Below are 21,302 nucleotides of genomic sequence, written 5' to 3'. Positions count from 1 at the left end.
GTCCGCACTATGCCACGCCCCAAACTTGAACTTGCCCCCCGGGCCGCCGACCGGTGGCTGAATGCCATTGCTACCATCAGCCTCATCCTTCTGCTGGCCACTGCCGTGGTCGGCTACGCGGAAGTGCCGGAAACCATCCCCATTCACTTCAACGTGCGGGGTCGCCCCGACGACTACGGGTCGCGGCTTTATTTCTGGATCGTACCCGCTATGGGGGTGCTGTTGTTTCTGTTCTTCCGGTGGCTGCTCACCCGGCCCCACCGCTTCAACTACCCCGTGCGGATCACTGCCGACAACGCGGAGTATCAGTACCGGATCGCAACCCGCCTGCTCCGTACCCTGCTGGCGGTCATCCTGCTGGCGCTTACGTACCTGCACTACACGATCATCGAGACGAGCCAGGGGGAAGCCGAGGGGCTGGGAGGCTGGTTCACGCCCCTGTTACTGGTGACCGTGGTCGGGGCTACGGGCTACTATTTCTACCTCGCGCAGCGCCACCGCGCCGAGACGCCGCCCACCGAACGTTAGGCCCCGATCGCCGCTACCACCTCCTCGCACAGGGCGTGGGTGGCGCGTACGTCGTCGGCGTAGGCCGCATCGTAGCCGCCCTTGCGTACGGTGGCGAACCAGTCGTCTACCATGGCCGCAAATCCCCGCTTTTCCAGGGTGGGGGCCCAGTTGCCGAAGCCCAGCGGGCTTTGGGATCCGTCGCGGTAGCGTATCCCGTCGTGCAGTTCCCGGATCGTCCATTTATTGCCCGGGGTAAAGTAGTCGACGGTCTCTTCCGTCACGCCGTTCACCCGGTTCATGCCGCCGGTGAGCAGGCAGTCGCCACACGTCCAGCGGACCTGTACGCTTTCCAGCAGTCCGCCACGCCGGCGCGCGTGTACGTGCAGGTCCGTGACGGGACCGGGCGCCAGGAAGCGCAGACCGTCCAGTACGTGGATGAAGTCCACGAAGACGAAATCGCGCGGCTCGCCGGGCAGGGCGGCCCGGTTCTTGTGCCAGGTGACCTGTATCGGATCGGCTTCCTCCCGCAGGGCGCTTACCAGGGGCGCGTACCGGCGGTTGAATCCGAGGAAGACCGGCAGGTTTTGCCGTTGGGCGAGGGCGAGTATTTGCTCCGTGGTCGCCAGGTCCGCGGTCAGCGGCTTGTCGACGAAGACGGGAATACCGGCCTCCAGGAGGCGCGTCGCAATTGCGGCGTGGCTGTCGGTCGAACTGTGGATCATGGCCGCGTCGGGGCGGTGCGCGATCAGCGCATCCAGCTCCGTGAAGCGGTCGGCGATCCGGTACTGCCGGCCAAGGCGTTCGAGTACGGCGGGGTCGCGGGTGCAGAGCAGGGGGGAAATGCCGGGGTGACTGGCTACGAGCGGCAGGTAGGCTTTCTGGGCGATATCGCCGAGACCGATCAGGGCAATACGGAGGGGAGAGGGGTGGGGCATAGGGAGGAGATTGGGGGCCACGGGGCTTGAAGACGTACGCAGGCTTACGTAATTTGTGCACGGGGAGCCCGGCGGGGGACCATGCCTTTCCTTTACCTCACGCACCAACCGTACGCTATGCGATCTACTTTATTCGCTATCCTGACGCTCTTGCTTTGCCTCCCACTGGCCGCCCAGTTTACTGCGGCCGAGCGCGAGGTGCTGCAGGAGCTCGACCAGCAATCCGACGCCTACTTCCGGGTTGCCAGGCAAATATGGGACTTTGCCGAGGTGGGGTACCAGGAAACGGAAAGCTCCGCCTTGCTTCAGCAAACGCTGCGGGACGCGGGCTTTACGGTAGAGGCGGGGGTTGCGGACATCCCGACGGCCTTTACCGCCACCTTCACCACGGGCGCCGGGCCCACCATCGGCCTGCTCGGGGAGTTCGATGCCCTGCCGGGGATTACCCAGACCGACAGTCCCGCCCGGGAGGAGCGAAACGACGTGCACGCCGGCCACGCCTGCGGCCACCACCTCTTCGGTACCGGATCGGCGGCCGCGGCCATCGCCGTCAAGCACTGGATGGAAACCAATAAGGTTGGGGGGACGCTGCGCTTCTACGGATGCCCCGCCGAGGAGGGAGGTGCCGGTAAGGTGTACCTGGTCCGCGCCGGCCTCTTCGACGACGTCGATGCCGTGATCCACTGGCACCCCTCCGACGGGAACTCCGCCGACGCGGCCTCGTCCCTGGCAAATAAATCGGCCAAGTTCCGCTTCTACGGCGTGTCGGCCCATGCCTCCTCGGCTCCCGAGAACGGCCGGTCGGCCCTCGACGGCGTGGAAGCCATGAACGTCATGGTCAATATGCTGCGGGAGCACATGACGATGGAATCCCGTACCCACTACGTCATCACCAAGGGCGGCAACGCGCCCAACGTCATCCCCGATTTCGCGGAGGTGTTCTACTACGTGCGCCACCCCGACATGGCCGTCGCCGCCGACAACTTCGAGCGCGTCGTCAAGTGCGCCGAAGGTGCGGCGCTGGGCACCGGTACCACCATGGATTACGAGGTCATCCACGGCGCCTACAACCTGCTGCCGAACGTCACTCTCAGCCGGATCATGTACGATAAGCTCAGTCAGGTCGGGGGTGTCGAGTACACCTCCGAGGAGCGGGCCTTCGCGGAGGACATCGCCACCACCTTTACCGACGCCGGTAGTGCCGATATCGCCTCCGCGGCGACCGTTGACACCTTCCGAGTCGTCCGCAAGGGGCAGGGCGGGTCGACGGATGTGGGCGACGTGAGCTGGGTGGTGCCCACCGTGGGCCTGCGCACCGCAACCTGGGTGCCCGGTACCTCCGCCCACAGCTGGCAGGCGATCGCGGCGGGGGGCACCTCGATCGGGCAAAAAGGCATGATCGTAGCGGCGAAAGCCCTCTCGCTTACCGCCATGGACCTCTTCCAGAATCCCGCAGCGCTCGCCGCCGCCCGCGCCGAACTGCTGGAGGCCCGGGGCGCGGGCTTCGAATACCAGGCGCTGCTGGGGGACCGGGAGCCACCCCTGGACTACCGGAACTAGGATGAATGGGGACGAGCAAATGAAGCGGACCGAAACCTGCCTGGCCTTCCTTCTCGGGCTGGCCCTCGCATCCTGCGGCCCCGCCGAACCCGCTTCCGCCGGTGAAGCCGTGCCGCCGGCCCCGTCCGATCCGGTAGACTCCATCCGGCAGACCTACGCCGCCGTGCAGGCCGTGCTCGACGCCGGCACCCTGCGGGCCGATACCCTGCGGGAGACGTGCCGGCAGCAGGACGGGGAACTGTTCCTGGTCCGCTACTTCGACGGCGACCGGGTACGGATGATGCGGGCCACCACCGGCACCGGCCATGCCTTTACGACACGACGGCTGTACTTCGATACGGCCGGTAGGCTGGTGTTTGCCCTAGTGCAGGACGAGCAGTTCCGCCCGGTAACGGCACCCGGCGGTGAGCCGAGCTACGAGAGCACCTACACCGATACCCGGTACTACGTGTCCGGTGGGCGCGTCATCCGGAAGCTGGTCAAGACCTACGAGGAACAGGACTGGGCCGACAATCCCGACCCCGAAACGCTGCCCAACACGGAGGTAACCGTACCGGAAACCGCCAAATTTCCGGATTCCGACCGGGTGGCCGACTGGAAGGCGGGCCGGGTAGATTGTTAACAAAATTATTTCTTAAAAAAATTGGTTCCGGGATGTGACGCGCCAAACGGCTTACGTCAGATAGGGGAATCACAACGGCACCGGTGTGCGGTGGCGCGGTGATTCGCTTTTCAAATGCTACCTATCATGAAGCAACTTATGTTTTCCGCCCTGCTGGGCATCATCGTTTTCGGCTGCAACGACGCCAACACCGATTCTACGGATATCCCCACCGAGCAGCAGACTTCCCCCAACATGGACCTGGGCAGCCAGCCCATGAGCACGGAAGCCGCCCCCGGTATGGAGGAGACCGTCGCGATGGATGAGAACTCGTCCGCCGCTCACTTCGATATGGTCTTCACCAGCCTCGACGAGTCGCACCCCTCCGAAGCCGCCGACCACATGCAGATGGCCATCTCCGCCCTCGAAACGGAAGCCGTAGGTCTGGAAGACAGCCGGCAGCAGGAACTGAAGGCCGTCATCGAGCAACTCGACGACGTGACCGACCGCCTGCGCAACGATGAGGCCACCGACCGCGCCGAGATCCAGCAGCTGGTCGACCAGGCCGAAACGCTGGTCGGCGAGCAGCAGTAAGCCCCCGCTTACGCGCATTCACCTAAACGCGTTTTCACGCAGGCAGGCCCGTACATTCCGTACGGGCCTGTTGCGTTTTAGGCCTCTACGCTGCCGCCGGGTGCCACGACGCCGTGGAATCCGATCCCGATCCGTTCCAGGCGGGTGCGGTAGTTGGCGTGGCGGGCCTCCACGAAGTAGGGCTTCGCGTACCCCTCGTGAACGGGAAGTACGGCTCCGGGGGCCATCCGTTCCATGAACGCAAAGGCATCCACCTCCGTGAGAAAGGGGGCCAGGACGGGGCAGCACAGGAGCGCGCAGCCCTTCCACCGCAACAGGTCGTCGCTGAAGGAATCGGCCGGATTGACCAGCCTACCGTTTACGCGAAAGGCGGTTACCTGCGGCCGGTGATCGGCCAGGATGGGCTGGTGGTCCACCGGTAGGGCTTCCAGCTCAAAGGCGCCGAAGCGGGCAGCCCCCTCGGCGACCACGGTAACGGGAAGCCCCTCCGCGCGGAGCCTTTCCGCCGTTTCGGCATTAGCGATCAGCTCCGGCGCGTCGCGGTCCACGAAGGCCCGCACGGCCGGGAAGTAGAGGTGGTCCGGGTGGTCGTGGGTAATGACCAGGTAGTCGATCGGGGGAATGTCCGCGGGGGAAACCTCGCCGTGGGCGAAGGAGAAGCTGCCGGGGTCGAACAGGAGGCGTTGGTCTTCCAGGGTAAGCAGCAGGCAGGAGTGGAGGTACTTGGTGATCTTCATCGGGGGGCGGGGGAGTGGGTGGCTACCCGACCAACTGCGACAGCCGGCGAAAGGTTGGTATTTTGCCGCCCATGCCGCTACCCCCCGCCATTATTCGCTTCTTCGATCGCTACGCCGCCTACTTCAGCACCTCCGACAGCCTGCAGATAGCCGCGATGTACGCCTTTCCCGCCACCTTCCTGTCCGCGACGGGGGAGTCCGTGATCCTCGACCGGCCGGGCTTCCTGCGCAACTGCGAGCTGGTCCTGCGGGGCTACGACGAGCTCGGCGTACGGACCGTCGATCACCGCCTGATCGGCGACAGCCCCATCAACGGGGTGGTCAGGCTGGTGGAGATGGAGTGGATCTTCCTTGACGCGACCGGTGCCCGCCTGACGGACTTTCGCACGCGCTACATCGTGCGCGACTACGCCGGGCACCTGACCATCCTGGGCGTCGTGGAAGTCAACGAGACGGAGCGGCTGGCAGAACTCCGGAACCGGAATGTCGTAAGTTGAGCCCTCGATCAGCACTGCAACCATGAAGCGTTCCCACTTTCTCAAACTCACCACGGCCGCCGCGGCCGGCGGGCTCGTCCTTCCGCAGTTCGGCTGCTCCACCCGAAAATCAACCGCCATCGCTTCCGAGACCCGCGCCGCCCGCACCAACTGGGCCGGCAACTACGTGTACCGCGCCGACACGCTCGGTACGCCCGCAACCGTAGCGGATTTGCAGGCCCTGCTCCGGGACGGGGGCCGCAAGAAGGCCCTTGGCTCGCGCCACTGCTTCAACGACATCGCCGACAGCCCGGACGTACAGATCTCCACCCGCGGACTCGACCAGGTGATCGAGCTCGACGAGGTAGAGTCGCTGCTCACGGTGGGGGCCGGTGCCCGCTACGGCGACTTCAGCGTAATGCTCCACGAGCGGGGTTTCGCCGTCCACAATCTAGCCAGCCTGCCCCACATCACCGTAGCCGGTGCCTGCGCTACGGGCACCCACGGCTCGGGGGTGACCAACGGCAACCTGGCCACCTCGGTGCTCTCCCTCGAGCTGGTCAAACCGGACGGCACGCTGGTACGGCTGGACCGCGATCACCCCAATTTTCCCGCCGTGGCGGTGGGGCTCGGCGCCTTCGGCATCATCACCAGCCTGACGCTGGAACTACAGCCCACCTTCGACGTGCGGCAGGACATCTACCTCGATCTTCCGAACGCGCGGCTGGACGCCGACTTCGACGCGATCATGTCGAGCGGCTACAGCGTGAGCCTGTTTACCGACTACCGGGGCGACACGATCAGCGAGGTCTGGGTAAAACGACGCACGGACGAGGAGGCCGACGACCTGCCGGCCGAATGGTACGGCGCCCGCGCCGCGACCGAGGAAATGCACCCCATCGCGGGGCTGGACCCCGTCAACACCACCGCCCAGCTTGGCGTGCCGGGTCCGTGGTACGACCGGCTGCCGCACTTTCGCATGGGCTTCACGCCCAGCGCCGGCAAGGAACTGCAGTCCGAGTTTTTCGTGGCCCGCACCGATGCCGTGGCCGCCCTCCGGGCCCTGCGCGGACTGAGCGAGCGGATCGCACCGCTGCTGCTGGTCAGCGAGGTACGGACCATCAAGGCCGACGAATTCTGGATGAGTCCGGCCTACCAGCGGGACTCGGTGGCCCTTCACTTCACCTGGAAGCAGGATGAGGAGGCCGTCCGGGCGTTGCTCCCCGCGATCGAGTCGGCCCTGGCGCCCTTCGACGTGCGGCCCCACTGGGGCAAGGTGTTTACGGTGGAGGCGGATACGCTACGGCAGCGCTACCCGAAGTTCGACGACTTCGTGGCCCTGGCGCGGCGGTACGATCCGGCGGGTGCCTTCCGCAACGACTACCTGGACCGGACGGTGTACGGCGTATAGGCACGCCCCAAAATTGCTTTATGAAGTCCTTGCTTTTTGTTTTCTGCCTTTTGCCCGTTGGATGTCTCCTTGCCCAGGAAGCGACGGCGCCCGATCACCTGCTCCGGTATAATGCCCCCGCGCGGTACTTCGAGGAGAGCCTGGTGCTGGGTAACGGGCGAATGGGTGCCTCCGTCTTCGGGGGGACGGGTACCGACACCCTGTACTTGAACGAGCTGACCCTGTGGTCCGGGGAGCCCGTCGACCGCCACGCTAACCCCGACGCCCACACCTACCTGCCCGCCGTACGCGCCGCCCTGGCGCGGGAGGACTACCGGGCCGCCGACAGCCTGAACCGCAAGCTGCAGGGCGACTATTCGCAGTCCTACGCCCCGCTCGGCACGCTCCTGCTCACCTTCGGTGATGGCGCCGACGCCGTGACGGACTACCGGCGTACGCTGGACCTTGATGGTGCCGCGGCCGCGGTGACGTACTCGTCGGGCGGTGCGGCGCTGAGCCGGGATTACTTCGTCTCCTATCCTGACAGTGTACTGGTGGTCCGCCTGCGCAGCGACCGTCCCGGCGGCGTTACGGCCACGGTGGGTTTCACGAGCCTGCTGCGGCACACGGTGACGACCGCCGGCAACCGCCTGAGTGCCCACGGCTACGCGCCCTACAACGCCGAGCCCAACTACCGCGGCGAGCGCGACGACGCGATACAGTACGCCGCCGACCGGGGGACCCGCTTCACCGGCCTGATCGACGTGCGGCAGCGGGGCGGTGAGGTCAGCCGTACCGACAGTACCCTCACCATCAGCGGAGCGGACGAGGCCATCCTCCTGGTCGCCCTGGCCACCAGCTTCAACGGTTTCGACCGGGACCCCGCCACCGACGGCCGCGACGATCGGGCTGCCGCGGCCGCTATCCTGCGGGCCGCCGGCGAGCGCTCCTACGGTGAGCTTTACGCGCGGCACGTGGCCGACTACCGCTCCTTCTACGACCGTCTCGAGCTTGACCTGGGTCCGTCCACCGCGCCCGACCTGACCACCGACGAACGGCTGCAGCGGTACGCTACGGGCGCGGCCGATCCCGCCCTGGAAGAACTCTACTTCAATTTCGGCCGCTACCTGCTCATCTCCAGTTCCCGCACCCCGGGCGTACCGGCCAACCTGCAGGGACTGTGGAACCACCTGATGCGCCCGCCGTGGAGCAGCAACTACACCCTCAACATCAACGCCGAAGAAAATTACTGGCTGGCGGGGCCCGGCAACCTCTCCGACCTGCACCAACCCCTGCTGGAGTATATCGGCAACGTCGCCGAAACCGGCCGCGTGACGGCCCGCGATTACTATGGCACCCGCGGCTGGGTGGCCGCCCACAACTCCGACATCTGGGCCATGAGTAACCCCGTGGGGGCCTACGGCGAGGGGGACCCCAATTGGGCCAACTGGAACTTCGGGGGAGTCTGGCTGGCGACCCACCTCTGGGAGCACTACCTCTTCACCCAGGATACCGCCTACCTGCGGCAATACGCCTATCCCCTCCTGCGGGGAGCCGTAGAGTTCGGCGTGGACTGGGTGGTGCGCGATACGGCGGGCCACTGGATCACCTCGCCCTCCACCTCGCCGGAAGCCAAGTACGTCACGCCCGACGGCTACGAGGGATCCACCCTCTACGGGGCCACCGCCGACCTGGCGATGCTACGGGAGCTTTTCGGTGATTTCCTGGCCGCCTCCGCCACGCTGGGTGTCCGCGACACCTTCACCGACCGGGTAGCGACCGTCAACGGCGACCTGCACCCGTACCGGGTCGGAGCGGCGGGTAACCTGCAGGAGTGGTACTACGACTGGGAGGACCAGGACCCGCAACATCGCCACCAGACGCACCTTTTCGGCCTGCATCCGGGCCACCACATCACCCCCGGGGGCACCCCCGCCCTGGCTGCCGCCGCGCGGCAGTCCCTAGAGATCAAGGGCGACGAAACCACCGGCTGGTCGAAGGGCTGGCGCATCAACCTGTGGGCACGCCTGCGCGACGGCGACCGGGCGTACCGGATGTACCGCACCCTGCTGCGCTACGTACCCCCGGTCGGCGCGGGCCACGGCGGCACCTATCCCAACCTGCTGGATGCCCACCCGCCCTTCCAGATCGACGGTAACTTTGGCGGAGCCGCCGCCGTACTGGAATTGCTCGTTCAGTCTACCCCCGATACTATTACCTTATTGCCGGCCCTGCCCGCCGCCTGGCGGTCGGGCTCGGTATCCGGGCTCGGGGCCCGCGGCGGCTTCGAGGTGGCGCTGGAGTGGCAGGACGGGCGTGCCGTGCGGGCGACCCTGACCGCCCGCCGCGGCGGGGAAACCACGGTCGTTTACGACGGCGCGGCGCAGGTGGTCCGGCTGGGTCCGGGTGAGCGGCAAACCCTGGAATTCTAGGATCACCCGGCTGGCCGGCCCGACAAATTATCGCGGCCCGACTGTGGCAATAACGATATATAGCCTATTCTTGACGAAAATTCAGCGATCATGCGCATTTATCCCTTCCTGTCCCTCCTGCTTCTACTTTTCGCCGCGGCTTGCGGAGGTAATCGACCCGCGTCCGAAACGGGAACCGCCACCCCCGCCGATGAGGCGGGTATGACCAGCGGTATGACCGACTTCGGCGGACTAGCCCTCTACACCCTGCGCGACACGATGGGAAAGGACCCCATGGCCGTGCTACAGGAGGTGGCCGCCGACGGCTACGCCTACATCGAGGCGGCGGGCTACGACAACGGTAAATTCTACGGCATGACGCCCGCGGAATTCAAGTCGGCCCTCGACGAGGTCGGTCTGACCCCGATGAGCACCCACATGAGCGGCATGACGCGGGAGAACGCCACCCAGCAGGCCGAGGATGCCAAGGCTGCCGGCTTCCAGTACGTCGTGATCCCCGTACCGCCCGAGGGGCTCTTCACCTTCGATCCCGCCACCCGTACCCTCGGGATGAAGGGTACGATCGCCGACGCGTCCGATATGATCAACGAGATCGCCGCCAAGGCTTCCGCCGAAGGGGTAAAGGTGCTGTACCACAACCACGATTTCGAATACAAGGAATCCGCGGAGGGCATCGTTCCGATCGACTACTTCCTGGAGAACAGCAACCCCGACGAGCTTAATTTCCAGATGGACCTCTACTGGGTCACCAAGGCCGGCGCCGATCCGGTCGAGTACTTCGAAAAGTACCCCGGCCGCTTCAAATCGTGGCACGTCAAGGATATGGACGACCAGGGCCGCTTCGCGCCCGTCGGCACCGGATCGATCGATTTCGCGCGCATCCTGGCCGCCAAGGATCAGTCGGGCATGGAGTTCTACCTCGTCGAGCAGGACATGACCTTCGACGAAACCCCGATGGAAGCGATCAAGATCAGCCACGCGGGCCTGGACGAGCTCGGCTTCAAGTAGTCCCGTCCGCGCTCCGGTCCGGCGGGGTACGGGTGGCGGAAGGCGCCCAGTACCGCGACCTGCCGGCGGTAGCGGCCCCGGTAGGCCTGTCCGGCCACGTAGAGCAAGCCGAAGGCGAGCAGTCCGCCGAACAGGTATTTCTCGTAGTGGTCCACCGCGCCGAAGAGCCGTTCCAGGTAGGTACCGAAGGCCGTGATCAGGGCGGCCCAGACCACCACGCCCAGTAAGCTGAGGAGGTAGAAGGTGCGGCCCGGAATGCTGGTATTGCCGAGCAGGAGGGGCGTCACGGTACGGAAGCCGTAAAGGTAGCGGTACGTGAGCAGCACCAGGGTAGGGCGGCGGTCGATACGTTGCTCGATCCAGTCTACCTTGCGGGCCAGTTTGGGCCGCTTTTCGAGCAGGCTGCGGCCCCGGGTACGGCCCAGGTAGCAGTACAGGCAGTCCGAGGCGAATACGCCAGCCGTAGCCAAAAGGTAGACGAGCCAGAGGTCGGAATAACCGCGGTGGGCCGCCACCACGGCCGAGATCAGCACCACTTCCCCCTCGAAGAAGCAGCCGAAAAAAATGCCGAGATAGATCAGTAAGGAATGCCTGCCAAGCAAAAATTATCAGGTGACGACCGGGCCCGCGTATGGTACGCAAGCTACGGCTCCAATATGCAACGCGACCGCTTTGGCTGTTACCTCACCGGCGGTCGCCCCCGGGGTTCCGCGGTTACCCAACCCGGCTGCAGCGACCCGGCGGAACCGCTGGCGGATGCCCCCCTGCGCATCCCCCGGCAACTCTATTTCGCCCGCCGCTCGCGGTCGTGGAGCTACGGGGGGGTAGCCTTCCTGGGGGAGGCACCCGGCATGACCCTGGGCCGCCGGTACCTCATCACCATCGGCCAGCTGACCGATATCATCCGGCAGGAATGCGGCATCACCGACCCCCTCATGGTCGACTACGACGCGGCGGTCCGAAACGGGAAGGAGGACGTGCGGCGGGGCGCCTGGTACGGGCGCCTGCTGCACCTGGGCGATAGCGAAGGCTACCCGACGTTCACCTTCACCAGCGCGGACCACCATCCGGCGGACGTCAACCCGCCAAGCCTGCCCTACCTGCTCACGATCGTCGACGGATTGCGGGAAACCCACGGGTACGGGGCGGCGGAGTCGGCCGCCTACCTCGCGAAAGTCCCGGGGATCCGCGGCGTTTGGTCGGAGGAAGAGCTGCGGGCGCGACTGGCCGGGGAGCCGCATTAATTGTCTAATTAACAAATATTGTAACTTGTACTTTCTTTTCCGTCGCTGTCGCCGGACCGTATCCCCACCGATCATGAGAATCCTTTCGCTCTTTCTTCTTCTTTTACTCCTGGCCTGCGGCGATGGCCGCGACACCGCTTCGGCGGATGTGGCCACCCCCTCTTCGCCGTCCGCCGATACCACCTTCCGCGCTTGGGCCGCCACCCCGCCCCTGGGCTGGAACAGCTGGGACTCCTACGGACCCACCGTCCGCGAAGATGAGGTGAAGGCCAACGCCGACTACATGGCGGCGAACCTGAAGGAGTTCGGCTGGGAGTACGTCGTGGTCGACATCCGCTGGTTCGTCGAGAACACCAAGCGGCACGGCTACAACCAGACCGACCCGATCTATGTCCTGGACGAATACGGCCGCTACCTGCCGGCCACCAACCGCTTTCCCTCCGCGGCGGACGGCAACGGCTTCACGGCCCTGGCCGATTACGTTCACGAAAAGGGGCTGAAGTTCGGTATCCACCTCATGCGGGGCGTACCCACGGAAGCCGTAGAGCGAAAACTGCCCATTCTCGGCGCCGACGGCATCACCGCGGACCAGATCTACACCACCGACGAACAGTGCCAGTGGCTGCGCGACAACTACACCATCGTAGCGGACCAGCCCGGCGCCCAGGAGTACTACAACTCCATCATGGACCTGTATGCCTCCTGGGGCGTCGACTTCATCAAGATCGACGACCTCTCCGCGCCCATCTACCACAAGGAAGAGATCGAACTGATCCGCAAGGCCATCGACCAGACGGGCCGCGCCATGGTCCTGAGCACTTCCCCGGGCCCCACGCCGGTCGAGTATGCCGAGCACGTGAGCAACCACGCCAATATGTGGCGGATGGTCAACGACGTGTGGGACAACTGGGGCGACATCGACAACCTGATGTCGGTCACCGAAGGCTGGTACGACTACATCGGCGGCGGTACCTGGCCCGACTGCGACATGATCCCCCTGGGGCGGCTGTCCATTCGCGGCGAGCGCGGCGACGACCGCATGGCCAACCTCAGCCAGGACGAGCAGTACACCCTCATGTCGTTGTTCACCATTTTCCGTTCGCCCCTCTTCTTCGGTGGTGACCTGCCGAGTAACGACGATTTCACCAATTCCCTGCTGACCAACGAAGCTGTGCTAAAGATGCACGCCGAGGCCACCGGCGTCCGCCTCTTGCTATTGGAGGACGACCGCATGGCCATCACCTCCCGTCACCCGACGGACGGTACGGTCTACCTGGCCCTCTTCAACCGTTCGGACGAGGCGGAAACGCAGGTGCAGGTGTCCCTGGAGGAGCTCGGCCTTTTAGGTTCCGTGGCCGTCACCGATCTGTGGACCGGCGAGTCGCTCGGGGAGGCCACTACCACCTTTGGTCGCACCTTCGGTCCGCACGCCAGCGGATTGTACCAGCTGGGGACCGCCAACTAAGGGGGCGCTGCCGTATGCCGCCGCTGCCCCGCCCCGCTAGCCCCGCTTCCGCCCGCCGGCGGCCAGTTGCGTAGCGCCGATGCTGTTCAACTCCCTGGACTTCGCCGTTTTTCTGCCCCTGGTATTTTTCGCCTACTGGGCGATTCCCGGGTCCCGCATTCGTTGGCAGAATGCCCTGCTGCTCGCCGCGAGTTACGTGTTCTACGGCTGGTGGGACTGGCGTTTCCTGGCGCTCCTGGCGGGAAGCTCGGCGGTGGATTACCTGGTCGGCCGGGCCCTGGGGCGCACGCAGGATCCGGGGCGGCGCAGGGTATGGCTGGGGCTGTCGCTGCTGGTGAATCTGGGCGTCCTGTTTACCTTCAAATACTTCGGCTTCTTCGCAGACGCCTTTGCCAGTGCCTTTACGTTCCTGGGCTACAGGCCCGGCGGGTCGACGCTTTCCATCGTGCTACCGGTAGGGATCAGCTTTTACACCTTCCAGACGCTCAGCTACACCATTGACGTGTACCGCCGCACCCTGCCGCCGGCGCGTGATGCGGTGGCCTTCTTCGCCTTCGTCGGCTTCTTCCCCCAGTTGGTCGCCGGGCCGATCGAGCGGGCCGGTCAGCTGCTGCCGCAGTTTGGGCACCGGCGCGTATTTTCCTACGCGGACGGATTACTGGGGGTGCAGCTCTTCTGCTGGGGGCTGTTCAAAAAGGTGGTGGTGGCCGACAGTTGCGGCCGGATCGTGGACCTGGTTTTTGCCGACTATTCCGACTACTCGGGCAGTACGCTCCTGCTGGGGGCGGTCCTGTTTTCCTTCCAGATCTACGGAGACTTTTCCGGCTACTCCGACATGGCCCTGGGTACGGCGCGTCTCTTCGGCTTCCGGCTCCAAACGAACTTCGCCTATCCCTACTTCGCGCGGGACATCGGGGAGTTCTGGCGCCGGTGGCATATCTCCCTGACCCGCTGGTTTCGCGATTACCTGTACATCCCCCTAGGGGGCAGTCGGATGGGGCTGCGGATTACGGTACGCAACGTATTCGTCGTATTTCTCGTAAGCGGGCTCTGGCACGGCGCGAACTGGACGTTCATCGTCTGGGGCCTTATACACTTCGTGCTTTACCTGCCCTTGTTGCTGCGGGGGCGGAACCGCCGCTTTCTCGGTCCCGCCGCCCCCGGGCGGTGGTGGCCTGGTCCCGTCGATACGATCCGGATGGGACTGGCCTTCGGTGCAGTCACGCTGGCGTGGGTCGTTTTCCGGTCGCCCACGCTGGGTGCGGCGGCGGCCTACCTCACGCGCATATTTACTACGGACCCCTTTGCCGTACCCTATGTCTACGGCGTGGGGAAGGTACAGGCGGCGCTGTGCTTGCTGAGTGTCGGGGCACTACTGCTTACCGAGTGGCTGGGTCGGGAGGGCGATTATCCGCTGCTGCCGGTGCGTAGTTGCCGGCCGCGGATCGCTTGGGCCGTATGCTTCCTGCTGGCCGTGGCCGTGTTACTCCTTGGGCAGCAGGAGCAGGCCTTTATTTACTTTCAGTTCTGATATGCAGCGTTTCCTTCTTCACCTGCTATTTTTCCTACTCGCCGTAGCAGCGGTAGCGGGAGCCGTTTTTTCCCTGGACGTGGGTTACGCGGACCCGTACTATTACCGCATCTCCGGCCCGCCGGCTCCCAACCTTGTCCTGGGGACCAGCAAGGCCGGACAGGGCATCCGCCCCGACGTGCTCGGTGCAGCGCTCGACCGGGAATTTCTGAACTTCTCCTTCTCGCTCTCGGTCAGTCCCTACGGATCCACCTACGCGCGCCGCATTGCGGAGAAGTTGCGCGCCTCCGACCACGGAGGGGTATTCGTACTCGCCGTCGACCCCTGGGGAATCGCGGCCGTCGGGAGCGACACCAGCGCTTTTCCGGAGCGGACCGCCTTTTTGGAACAGTTGCCCTCCGTCACCGCCCGGCCGAACCTGCCTTACCTGGTCCACTACCTCGAGCGCCCCTACCTGAACATCCTGTTACGGCAATCGCCGGCCGTGCTACACCGCGATGGCTGGCTGGAGGTACGGCTCGGGGCGGGGGAGGCCGCAACCGCCCGACGTACCGCGTTCACCCTGGCGGGCTACCGCTCGCTGGGTGCCACCCTGGGCGTTTCGACGGCCCGGCTGGAGAGCCTGGCGGATATTATTTCATTGCTTGACCGCCACGGGCGCGTGTACCTGGTCCGTTTGCCGGTGAGTACGGAAATGATGGCCATTGAGGAGAGCCTGATGCCCGACTTCAGCGATCGCATCGGGGGGCTGGTCGACCGGTTTCCCGGGGTGCAATATCTCGACATGAGTCCGGACAACGGTAGCTACACCTACCACGACGGATTGCACTTAACGCCCGACAGCGGCGCGCGGTCCACGCGGCGGATCGCGGAATGGATACGGGCGTCCGCAACACAGCTGCGCGGGCGGTGACCGCGATCCGGGTGCCACAAAAAGACAATCCCGATACGTGTTCACGCTCCGCCGGGCGTACGGCTGCCTTGCCCTACCTTAGCCGTTTTACCCCTAAGCACGCAGCATGCACGATGCCATTGCCCGGCTCCGGTCCCAGATCGGACAGGAAGCCACGGAATCCCCCTCGCCCTTCATGCGCTGGCTGCGGCCCGTTATCCTGTCGGTCGAGGAGGGCGCACTGGCCTTCCGGATCCGCGTACGCGAAGAGATGCTCAACCCCGGCCAGACCCTCCACGGCGGCGTATCGGCGGCCATGATCGACGACATCATTGGGGCCACCCTTTTCACCTTGCCCGATCCGGTCTTCTACGTAAGCCTCAATCTCTCGGTCGACTACCTGGGCCCGGCGATGGCCGGGGAGGACGTGATCGTCCGCAGTCACCTCACCAAACGGGGACGCCGCCACGTCCTCGGGACCGGCGAAGTTTGGAACACCGACGAAAGCCGCGTACTGGTCCGAGGCAGCGCCAACCTCATCCCACGCGTTGCCCGGTGAATCCACCGTCCCGATGCCCCATTCCCTACGTCCCTTTCTCGGCGCCCGCGACTACGCGCAGAGCCGCGCCTTCTACCGTACCCTAGGGTTCACTGGTAATGAGATCGGGCCCGGCCTTACCTACTACCGGATCGCGGACGAGCTCGGCTTTTACCTGCAGGATGCCTTCGTCAAGGAATGGATCGAAAACTCAATGATTTTCTACGAGGTAGCCGACCCTACAGCGATCCGTGAGGCGTGGCTGGAGCTGAAATTGCCCGAACGTTTCGCCGGGGTACGTATTTCCCCGATGCGCACCGAGAAGTGGGGGGAGGAATTCTTTCTGCACGATCCCTCCGGGATCCTCTGGCACGTGGGCTGCTTCTTCCCTATACGATGAAGTTCACCACGCCGCCGTCGACCCGCAGGGCCGCACCGTTGGTGGCGGAGGAAAGCGGACTGGCCACGTAGGCTACCAGGTTGGCAACTTCTTCGGGCTCGGCCCAGCGTTGGATCAGGGAGGTGGGCCGCTTCTCGTCGATGAAGTTCTGCTTGACCTCCTCCAGTGATTTGCCGCTATCCTCGGCTTGCTCGCGCAGCGACTGCTCGTTAGCGCGGCTCATGGTGGGGCCGGGCAGTACGCTGTTGACGGTTACGTCACTGCCCTTGGTGAGGCGGGCCAGGCCCCGGGAAAGGGCCAGCTGGGCGGTCTTGCTCACGCCGTAATGGATCATCTCCGTGGGAATATTTTCACCCGACTCGCTGGAGATGAAAATGATGCGCCCGCTGTTCCTGTCCAGCATGCGGGGAAGGTAATATCGGGCCAGGCGGACCCCACTCATCACGTTGACGTCAAATACCTGCATCCACTGCTCGTCGGTAATCTCCGCGAAGGGGACCTCGCCGAAGATGCCGACGTTATTGATCAGAATATCCAGGTCGGGCTGCTCCCGCAGCAGGCGGTCAACGTCCCCGGGCTTGGAAAAGTCGGCCGCGATACCCCGTACCCGTTCGTTGCCGGTTTCGGTGCGCAATTCGCCGGCCACCTGCTCTACGTCGGTGGCGTTACGGCCGTTGATGATCACCTCGGCTCCCTCCCGGGCGAGCAGACGGGCGATGGCGTGGCCGATGCCGGCGGTGGAACCGGTAACGAGGGCGGTTTTGTCGGTGAGTTTCAGGTCCATAAGGGGAAGCAGGTTAGCGAAGCTGCCGGGCAGCTTCGTGGGTTCTTTCCACTAGTACAGCCGGTCGGCGTTGGAGGTTTCCGGGGTGTCGCCTTACTTCCCGGTACCGGTCGGTTCGAACGACAGGTAATCGGCAAAAAAGGGCAGCATATCGGTAGCTACCCGCCCGTGCCGGGTGAAAATGTCGCTGGTGTGGGTGCCGATGTATTCCTCGGCGTAGTGGGTGACGCCGGCGTTCTCCAGCCGCTGGCTGAACATCTCGCACTGCCGGGTAAAGCGCGTGCCGGCGTTGCGGCCCCAGTCAAACTTGATCGCGGTGAGGGCGTGCAGGGCATCAAGATGGCCCTCGATCATGTGGACGGGCAGCTCTTCCTGCCAGCGCGCCAGCACCTCGGGGTGAGTGACGAGGCTGTCCCGCACGTACTCAAAGGGCAGATCGACGTAGAAGGGCGGATTATCGGGGTTGGGCGACCAGGCCCGGCCGAAGGCCACCATCACCTTCGGAAAGTAAGACTTCATCATCCCGTCCATGTCCTCGATAGCGGCCAGCTCCCGGAAGGTGTTGCTGTTGGGGCCGTATTCGCCCACGATCGCTAGGGCGCCGGGGGAGAGGGCGTAGACGCTACTGAATATTTCCGGGTGGCGCATGGCGAGCTTCAGCGCGCCGTAGCCGCCCATGCTGTGGCCGGTGATGCCCCGGCTTTCGCGGGCGGGCAGGGTACGGTAGGTCTCGTCCATGTACCCGACCAGGTCGTAGGCCAGAAAATCCTCCCAGCTGCCGAAGGCGGAATTGCTGTAGAAGCTACCGTCGATCTGGGTGCGGTTGTCGGCCACGACGAGAATGAAGGGAGGGATCTTCTGCGCGGCGATGGCGTAGTCGAGCACGTCCACCATGCCGGGCGTCAGGGTGTGATCGTTGAGAAATCCGTGGAGGTAGTAGACCACGGGATAGCGGACGGACGGATCGGCATCGTAGTCGGGCGGCAGGTATACGGACAGCGCCCGCGTGGTCTTTTCGCCGAAGTCGTTCGCCAGGGCATTCGAGGAAAGGGAATCGACGATCACGCGCCCGCCGGACTGGGCGGTCAGGGTAGCGGACAGGACAAAGAGCAGGAGGAGCAGGCGCACGGGCGGGGACGTTTTGATCGGCAAGGAAGCGCCGCAGGACAAAGCGCTGCACCGCGTCTACTGCCGTTCCGGAGTGGAAGGTGGGGCAATTTAACCATGATCTTCTTTTATCCGGTCATAGGCCCGTCCCCTATCCGTAGTGTCGGGCAGTTCGGTACCCCCCACGCCTGCTTTCGGCTGCCGGATTTTCCCCGCACCCGCGTACCCGCCGGATGGACTACCTTACCCTGACCCAAGCTTTCCGATCATGCGCACTTTACTACTCATGCTATTACTGCCGATGTCCCTTCTTTACGGCCAGGACGACCCCCTCCGCGTCGGCGTGGTGGGCCTGACCCATTCGCACGTGCACGGCATCTTCAACAGCGAGGGGCGGGGCGACATCAAGATCGTGGGCATCGTCGAGGATAACGATACCCTTGTAGACCGCTACCGGGAGCAGTACGGTTTCGATCCGGCACTGGTGTACCCGACCCTGGAAGCGATGATTGCCGCCCGGGAACCCGCGGCGGTGACGGCCTTCGGGTCTATCTATGCTCACCTGGAGATCGTGGAGTACTGCGCGCCGCGCGGCATCCACGTCATGGTCGAGAAACCTTTGGCGGTCAGTCTGCAGCACGCCGAGCGGATGCGGGCCCTGGCGGAGGAGCACAACATCCACCTGCTCACCAACTACGAAACCACCTGGTACCCCACCAACCACCGCGCTTACGCCCTGGTCAAGGAGGATAGCCTCATCGGCGATATCCGTAAGGTGGTGGTACGCGACGGCCACCGCGGCCCGAAAAAGATCGGGGTCGATCCGGAGTTCCTGGAGTGGCTCACCGATCCGGAACTCAACGGCGGCGGGGCCATCATCGACTTCGGTTGCTACGGCGCCAACCTGATGACCTGGCTGATGGACGGACGCCGGCCCGTTTCCGTCACCGCCGTCACCCAGCAACAACAGCCGGAGAATAACCCGCGCGTCGACGATGAGGCTATCATCATTCTGACCTACCCCGAAACGGTGGCGATCCTGCAGGCCTCCTGGAACTGGCCGATCGGGCGCAAGGACCTGGAGATCTACGGCCTGACCGGTGCCGTTTACGCCGACAACGGACACGACCTACGGGTACGGATGGCCGAGGGCTACGACGGCTACGATGAGCGGTCCGCCACCCTGGAGGACCGGCCCGCGCCCTACGATAATCCCTTCGCTTTTCTGGCCGCGGTCGTCCGGGGCGACATTGAGGTGGCGCCCACCGACCTCTCCGCCCTCGCCAACAACGTCACCGTGGTGGAAATCCTGGACGCGGCCGTGCGCAGCGCCAAGAGCGGCCGGACCGTAGAACTGAAGTAGGGACGCGGCCGCAGGTGCGGGGAACGTCCGAAATGCAGTACATTAAGGGCATGCGTCTGACCTGCCTGTTATTTCCGCTCTTATTTGCCGCTCCGCTCCTCACCCTGTCCGGCCAGGAAAGCAAGCTGCCCGCCATCGGGGTGGTGACTGACCTGGAGAACGCGGAATTGCTCGCCGCGGCGGGCTTCAGCTACGTACTCGAAAGTACCCAACGGATCCTGTCGCCGCGCCGGGTGTCGGAAGCCGAGTTCGCGGAATACCAACGGAAAAGCCAGGATATGGCTATTCCACTCTACGGGTCCAACCTGTTTATTCCGGGAGAGCTGAAGGTGGTCGGCCCCAACGTGGATGAGGAGGCGATACTGGGCTACGTCGATACCGTGCTCCGCAGGGCGCAGGCGCTGGACCTCACCGTAATCACCTGGGGAAGCTGCGGCTCCCGTTCCCTGCCCGACGGGTTCTCGCGCGTCCGCGCCACGGCCCAGTTCATCCACCTCGCGGGGCGGGTAGCGGAGGTCGCCGGTCGGTACGGCATCACGCTGGTCCTGGAAAATCTCAACAGTACCGAGTGCAACTTCATCACCAGCGTGCCGGAAGCCCTGGCGGTGGTGCGGGCGGTGGATCACCCCAACCTGCGCCTTTGCGTGGATATTTACCATATGCTGAAGGACAAGCAGCCGGCCTCCGACATTCGCGGGGTAGGGGAGTACGCCGTCTACTCCGAGATCGCAGAGCGCAAGGACCGTACGGCACCGGGCGTACGCGGCGACGACTTCACCCCCTACTTGCGGGCGCTGAAGGAAGAGGGCTACACCGGCAACCTGATGCTGGAGTGCCGCTGGGACGACCTGGCCGAACAGGCACCCGCCGCCTACGCCGAACTGTACCGGCAGGTTGCCTCGGTGTACCGGTAGGGCAAATTGGGTGCCGTGGAGTGCCCGATTTTTATCCCCGGCGACGTGCCGCTCGTAACCAAATAGCCACTAAAACGGAGCGCGGATTCGCAAAATTCAACCTTGGGAACTAAGTTTGGTTATCTGGTGTCATGTTAGAAGTTTTGGCGCTCCCGTAGCGGGACGGCCGACAATCATCCGGCTTATGAGAAAATTGATTTACGAAGGTTACGTATCCGCCGATGGATACGCAACGGATAAGTATGGCTCCACTGATTTTTTTGCCGACGTGGTGGCCCCGGACAGTCCCGAAGCCGTCGAGCAGGTGAAGTTGCTTGAACCCGTGGATACCATCCTGCTGGGGGCCGAAACCTACCGGCTGTTCGTTAAATTCTGGCCGACCCCCGACTCGAAAAAGGAGCCGTTGTCGGAATTCATGAATCAGACCCCCAAGATGGTCGTTTCCAACTCCCTCACCGTGGCCCCGTGGCCCAAGGGTAAGGAAGTACAGGTGATGCCCGGGGAGGGGGTGGAGTCGGTTCGCCGGCTCAAGGAGCAGCCGGGCGGCGACATCGTGATCTGGGGCAGCCTCAGCCTGACCCACGATTTGTTGCGGGCGGGTCTGGTAGACGAGCTGTGGTTCGTGGTCGTGCCCGTGGCCCTGGGCGATGGACGGCTGGTCTTTCCGAAAGACGAGCCGCCGCTCAACCTGGAGCTGCTGCAGGCCCGCTTTTACGAGTCGGGCCTCATCCGCCAGCACTACGCGGTGCACAAGACAGCCAGCCTGCCCGTCAGTTAAGGGAAACAACCCAACCTTGGGAGGGTCAAATCCATTAGCGGGA

At 64.5% G+C, this 21,302-nt stretch carries 22 protein-coding genes; 17 read left to right on the top strand and 5 right to left on the bottom strand.

Annotation, left to right across the window (positions count from 1 at the left end; translation table 11 throughout):
* Window positions 1–9: 9 nt before the first annotated feature.
* Complete coding sequence (locus DQG19_RS13600; protein WP_116126807.1) at window positions 10–528, top strand: DUF1648 domain-containing protein; 519 nt, start codon at window positions 10–12, stop codon at window positions 526–528.
* On the opposite strand, the gene DQG19_RS13595 is transcribed toward DQG19_RS13600, so the two are convergent.
* A complete protein-coding gene (locus DQG19_RS13595; protein WP_116126806.1) occupies window positions 525–1,445 on the bottom strand; it encodes a Gfo/Idh/MocA family protein in 921 nt (306 codons plus the stop codon). The genes DQG19_RS13600 and DQG19_RS13595 overlap by 4 nt on opposite strands.
* A gap of 117 nt (window positions 1,446–1,562) precedes the next feature.
* On the opposite strand from DQG19_RS13595, the gene DQG19_RS13590 reads away from it, so the two are divergent.
* The 3 genes from DQG19_RS13590 to DQG19_RS13580 all read left to right on the top strand — a co-directional run bounded on the left by DQG19_RS13590 (window position 1,563) and on the right by DQG19_RS13580 (window position 4,200).
* A complete protein-coding gene (locus DQG19_RS13590) occupies window positions 1,563–3,005 on the top strand; it encodes an amidohydrolase (RefSeq protein ID WP_116126843.1) in 1,443 nt (480 codons plus the stop codon).
* A gap of 19 nt (window positions 3,006–3,024) precedes the next feature.
* Entirely contained in the window at window positions 3,025–3,627 is a 603-nt protein-coding gene (locus DQG19_RS13585) for a hypothetical protein (protein WP_157974504.1), read from the top strand.
* A 126-nt stretch (window positions 3,628–3,753) separates the two neighbouring features.
* A complete protein-coding gene (locus tag DQG19_RS13580; protein WP_157974503.1) occupies window positions 3,754–4,200 on the top strand; it encodes a hypothetical protein in 447 nt (148 codons plus the stop codon).
* Between the two features lie 77 nt (window positions 4,201–4,277).
* On the opposite strand, the gene DQG19_RS13575 is transcribed toward DQG19_RS13580, so the two are convergent.
* A complete protein-coding gene (locus DQG19_RS13575) occupies window positions 4,278–4,937 on the bottom strand; it encodes an MBL fold metallo-hydrolase (RefSeq protein WP_116126803.1) in 660 nt (219 codons plus the stop codon).
* 71 nt (window positions 4,938–5,008) lie between these two features.
* On the opposite strand from DQG19_RS13575, the gene DQG19_RS13570 reads away from it, so the two are divergent.
* The 4 genes from DQG19_RS13570 (at window position 5,009) to DQG19_RS13555 (ending at window position 10,243) form a co-directional block, all read left to right on the top strand.
* Window positions 5,009–5,434 carry a hypothetical protein gene (locus DQG19_RS13570; protein ID WP_116126802.1) on the top strand — a complete coding sequence of 142 codons (426 nt, stop codon included), beginning with the start codon at window positions 5,009–5,011 and terminating at the stop codon, window positions 5,432–5,434.
* Window positions 5,435–5,456: 22 nt separating this feature from the next.
* On the top strand, window positions 5,457–6,824 hold the full coding sequence (locus tag DQG19_RS13565) for a D-arabinono-1,4-lactone oxidase (protein WP_116126801.1): 1,368 nt from the start codon (window positions 5,457–5,459) through the stop codon (window positions 6,822–6,824).
* A gap of 20 nt (window positions 6,825–6,844) precedes the next feature.
* Window positions 6,845–9,235: a glycosyl hydrolase family 95 catalytic domain-containing protein gene (locus DQG19_RS13560; RefSeq protein WP_116126800.1), complete on the top strand. Its 2,391-nt coding sequence runs from the start codon at window positions 6,845–6,847 to the stop codon at window positions 9,233–9,235.
* Between the two features lie 90 nt (window positions 9,236–9,325).
* Complete coding sequence (locus tag DQG19_RS13555; RefSeq protein WP_116126799.1) at window positions 9,326–10,243, top strand: sugar phosphate isomerase/epimerase family protein; 918 nt, start codon at window positions 9,326–9,328, stop codon at window positions 10,241–10,243.
* Here DQG19_RS13555 and DQG19_RS13550 read toward each other — a convergent pair.
* Window positions 10,150–10,845: a DedA family protein gene (locus DQG19_RS13550; protein WP_116126798.1), complete on the bottom strand. Its 696-nt coding sequence runs from the start codon at window positions 10,843–10,845 to the stop codon at window positions 10,150–10,152. The genes DQG19_RS13555 and DQG19_RS13550 overlap by 94 nt on opposite strands.
* On the opposite strand from DQG19_RS13550, the gene DQG19_RS13545 reads away from it, so the two are divergent.
* The 6 genes from DQG19_RS13545 to DQG19_RS13520 all read left to right on the top strand — a co-directional run bounded on the left by DQG19_RS13545 (window position 10,831) and on the right by DQG19_RS13520 (window position 16,313).
* The gene (locus DQG19_RS13545; RefSeq protein ID WP_116126797.1) at window positions 10,831–11,487 is read left to right on the top strand and encodes a histone deacetylase; all 657 of its coding nucleotides are present in this window, start codon (window positions 10,831–10,833) and stop codon (window positions 11,485–11,487) included. The genes DQG19_RS13550 and DQG19_RS13545 overlap by 15 nt on opposite strands.
* A gap of 73 nt (window positions 11,488–11,560) precedes the next feature.
* The gene (locus DQG19_RS13540; RefSeq protein WP_116126796.1) at window positions 11,561–12,952 is read left to right on the top strand and encodes a glycoside hydrolase family 27 protein; all 1,392 of its coding nucleotides are present in this window, start codon (window positions 11,561–11,563) and stop codon (window positions 12,950–12,952) included.
* Window positions 12,953–13,031: 79 nt separating this feature from the next.
* Window positions 13,032–14,483, top strand: coding sequence for an MBOAT family O-acyltransferase (locus tag DQG19_RS13535; protein WP_116126795.1), 1,452 nt, complete (start codon window positions 13,032–13,034; stop codon window positions 14,481–14,483).
* Window position 14,484: 1 nt separating this feature from the next.
* Window positions 14,485–15,396, top strand: coding sequence for a hypothetical protein (locus tag DQG19_RS13530; protein ID WP_116126794.1), 912 nt, complete (start codon window positions 14,485–14,487; stop codon window positions 15,394–15,396).
* Window positions 15,397–15,502: 106 nt separating this feature from the next.
* Window positions 15,503–15,934 carry a PaaI family thioesterase gene (locus tag DQG19_RS13525; RefSeq protein ID WP_116126793.1) on the top strand — a complete coding sequence of 144 codons (432 nt, stop codon included), beginning with the start codon at window positions 15,503–15,505 and terminating at the stop codon, window positions 15,932–15,934.
* A 13-nt stretch (window positions 15,935–15,947) separates the two neighbouring features.
* Window positions 15,948–16,313 (top strand): glyoxalase, encoded by a 366-nt coding sequence (locus DQG19_RS13520; protein WP_116126792.1) that lies wholly within the window; start codon window positions 15,948–15,950, stop codon window positions 16,311–16,313.
* Here the strand turns inward: DQG19_RS13520 and DQG19_RS13515 are convergent.
* Together DQG19_RS13515 and DQG19_RS13510 are read right to left on the bottom strand one after the other, a co-directional pair.
* Window positions 16,303–17,097, bottom strand: a complete 795-nt coding sequence (locus tag DQG19_RS13515; protein ID WP_116126791.1) for an SDR family NAD(P)-dependent oxidoreductase — start codon at window positions 17,095–17,097, stop codon at window positions 16,303–16,305. The genes DQG19_RS13520 and DQG19_RS13515 overlap by 11 nt on opposite strands.
* A gap of 93 nt (window positions 17,098–17,190) precedes the next feature.
* A complete protein-coding gene (locus tag DQG19_RS13510; protein WP_116126790.1) occupies window positions 17,191–18,225 on the bottom strand; it encodes an alpha/beta hydrolase in 1,035 nt (344 codons plus the stop codon).
* Between the two features lie 247 nt (window positions 18,226–18,472).
* Here DQG19_RS13510 and DQG19_RS13505 point away from each other — a divergent pair, with 247 nt between their 5' ends.
* The 3 genes from DQG19_RS13505 (at window position 18,473) to DQG19_RS13495 (ending at window position 21,259) form a co-directional block, all read left to right on the top strand.
* Entirely contained in the window at window positions 18,473–19,567 is a 1,095-nt protein-coding gene (locus tag DQG19_RS13505) for a Gfo/Idh/MocA family protein (protein WP_116126789.1), read from the top strand.
* 50 nt (window positions 19,568–19,617) lie between these two features.
* Complete coding sequence (locus tag DQG19_RS13500; protein ID WP_157974502.1) at window positions 19,618–20,481, top strand: sugar phosphate isomerase/epimerase family protein; 864 nt, start codon at window positions 19,618–19,620, stop codon at window positions 20,479–20,481.
* A 184-nt stretch (window positions 20,482–20,665) separates the two neighbouring features.
* Entirely contained in the window at window positions 20,666–21,259 is a 594-nt protein-coding gene (locus DQG19_RS13495) for a dihydrofolate reductase family protein (RefSeq protein ID WP_116126787.1), read from the top strand.
* Window positions 21,260–21,302 lie beyond the last annotated feature (43 nt).

This window comes from Lewinella sp. IMCC34183, from assembly GCF_003390915.1.
Taxonomy (GTDB): domain Bacteria; phylum Bacteroidota; class Bacteroidia; order Chitinophagales; family Saprospiraceae; genus Neolewinella.
Note: the sequence above shows the minus strand (reverse complement) of the source record. Positions and strands in the feature narration are given on the sequence as shown.

Bases quoted from the DNA above. Each gene is read 5' to 3' on its own strand.
- DQG19_RS13595 (WP_116126806.1), bottom strand. From the start codon at position 1,445: ATGCCCCACCCCTCTCCCCTCCGTATTGCCCTGATCGGTCTCGGCGAT.
- DQG19_RS13575 (WP_116126803.1), bottom strand. From the start codon at position 4,937: ATGAAGATCACCAAGTACCTCCACTCCTGCCTGCTGCTTACCCTGGAA.
- DQG19_RS13585 (WP_157974504.1), top strand. From the start codon at position 3,025: ATGAAGCGGACCGAAACCTGCCTGGCCTTCCTTCTCGGGCTGGCCCTC.
- DQG19_RS13560 (WP_116126800.1), top strand. From the start codon at position 6,845: ATGAAGTCCTTGCTTTTTGTTTTCTGCCTTTTGCCCGTTGGATGTCTC.
- DQG19_RS13600 (WP_116126807.1), top strand. From the start codon at position 10: ATGCCACGCCCCAAACTTGAACTTGCCCCCCGGGCCGCCGACCGGTGG.
- DQG19_RS13530 (WP_116126794.1), top strand. From the start codon at position 14,485: ATGCAGCGTTTCCTTCTTCACCTGCTATTTTTCCTACTCGCCGTAGCA.
- DQG19_RS13515 (WP_116126791.1), bottom strand. From the start codon at position 17,097: ATGGACCTGAAACTCACCGACAAAACCGCCCTCGTTACCGGTTCCACC.
- DQG19_RS13565 (WP_116126801.1), top strand. From the start codon at position 5,457: ATGAAGCGTTCCCACTTTCTCAAACTCACCACGGCCGCCGCGGCCGGC.
- DQG19_RS13520 (WP_116126792.1), top strand. From the start codon at position 15,948: ATGCCCCATTCCCTACGTCCCTTTCTCGGCGCCCGCGACTACGCGCAG.
- DQG19_RS13580 (WP_157974503.1), top strand. From the start codon at position 3,754: ATGAAGCAACTTATGTTTTCCGCCCTGCTGGGCATCATCGTTTTCGGC.
- DQG19_RS13540 (WP_116126796.1), top strand. From the start codon at position 11,561: ATGAGAATCCTTTCGCTCTTTCTTCTTCTTTTACTCCTGGCCTGCGGC.
- DQG19_RS13545 (WP_116126797.1), top strand. From the start codon at position 10,831: ATGCCTGCCAAGCAAAAATTATCAGGTGACGACCGGGCCCGCGTATGG.
- DQG19_RS13505 (WP_116126789.1), top strand. From the start codon at position 18,473: ATGCGCACTTTACTACTCATGCTATTACTGCCGATGTCCCTTCTTTAC.
- DQG19_RS13570 (WP_116126802.1), top strand. From the start codon at position 5,009: ATGCCGCTACCCCCCGCCATTATTCGCTTCTTCGATCGCTACGCCGCC.
- DQG19_RS13555 (WP_116126799.1), top strand. From the start codon at position 9,326: ATGCGCATTTATCCCTTCCTGTCCCTCCTGCTTCTACTTTTCGCCGCG.
- DQG19_RS13495 (WP_116126787.1), top strand. From the start codon at position 20,666: ATGAGAAAATTGATTTACGAAGGTTACGTATCCGCCGATGGATACGCA.
- DQG19_RS13500 (WP_157974502.1), top strand. From the start codon at position 19,618: ATGCGTCTGACCTGCCTGTTATTTCCGCTCTTATTTGCCGCTCCGCTC.
- DQG19_RS13590 (WP_116126843.1), top strand. From the start codon at position 1,563: ATGCGATCTACTTTATTCGCTATCCTGACGCTCTTGCTTTGCCTCCCA.
- DQG19_RS13525 (WP_116126793.1), top strand. From the start codon at position 15,503: ATGCACGATGCCATTGCCCGGCTCCGGTCCCAGATCGGACAGGAAGCC.
- DQG19_RS13535 (WP_116126795.1), top strand. From the start codon at position 13,032: ATGCTGTTCAACTCCCTGGACTTCGCCGTTTTTCTGCCCCTGGTATTT.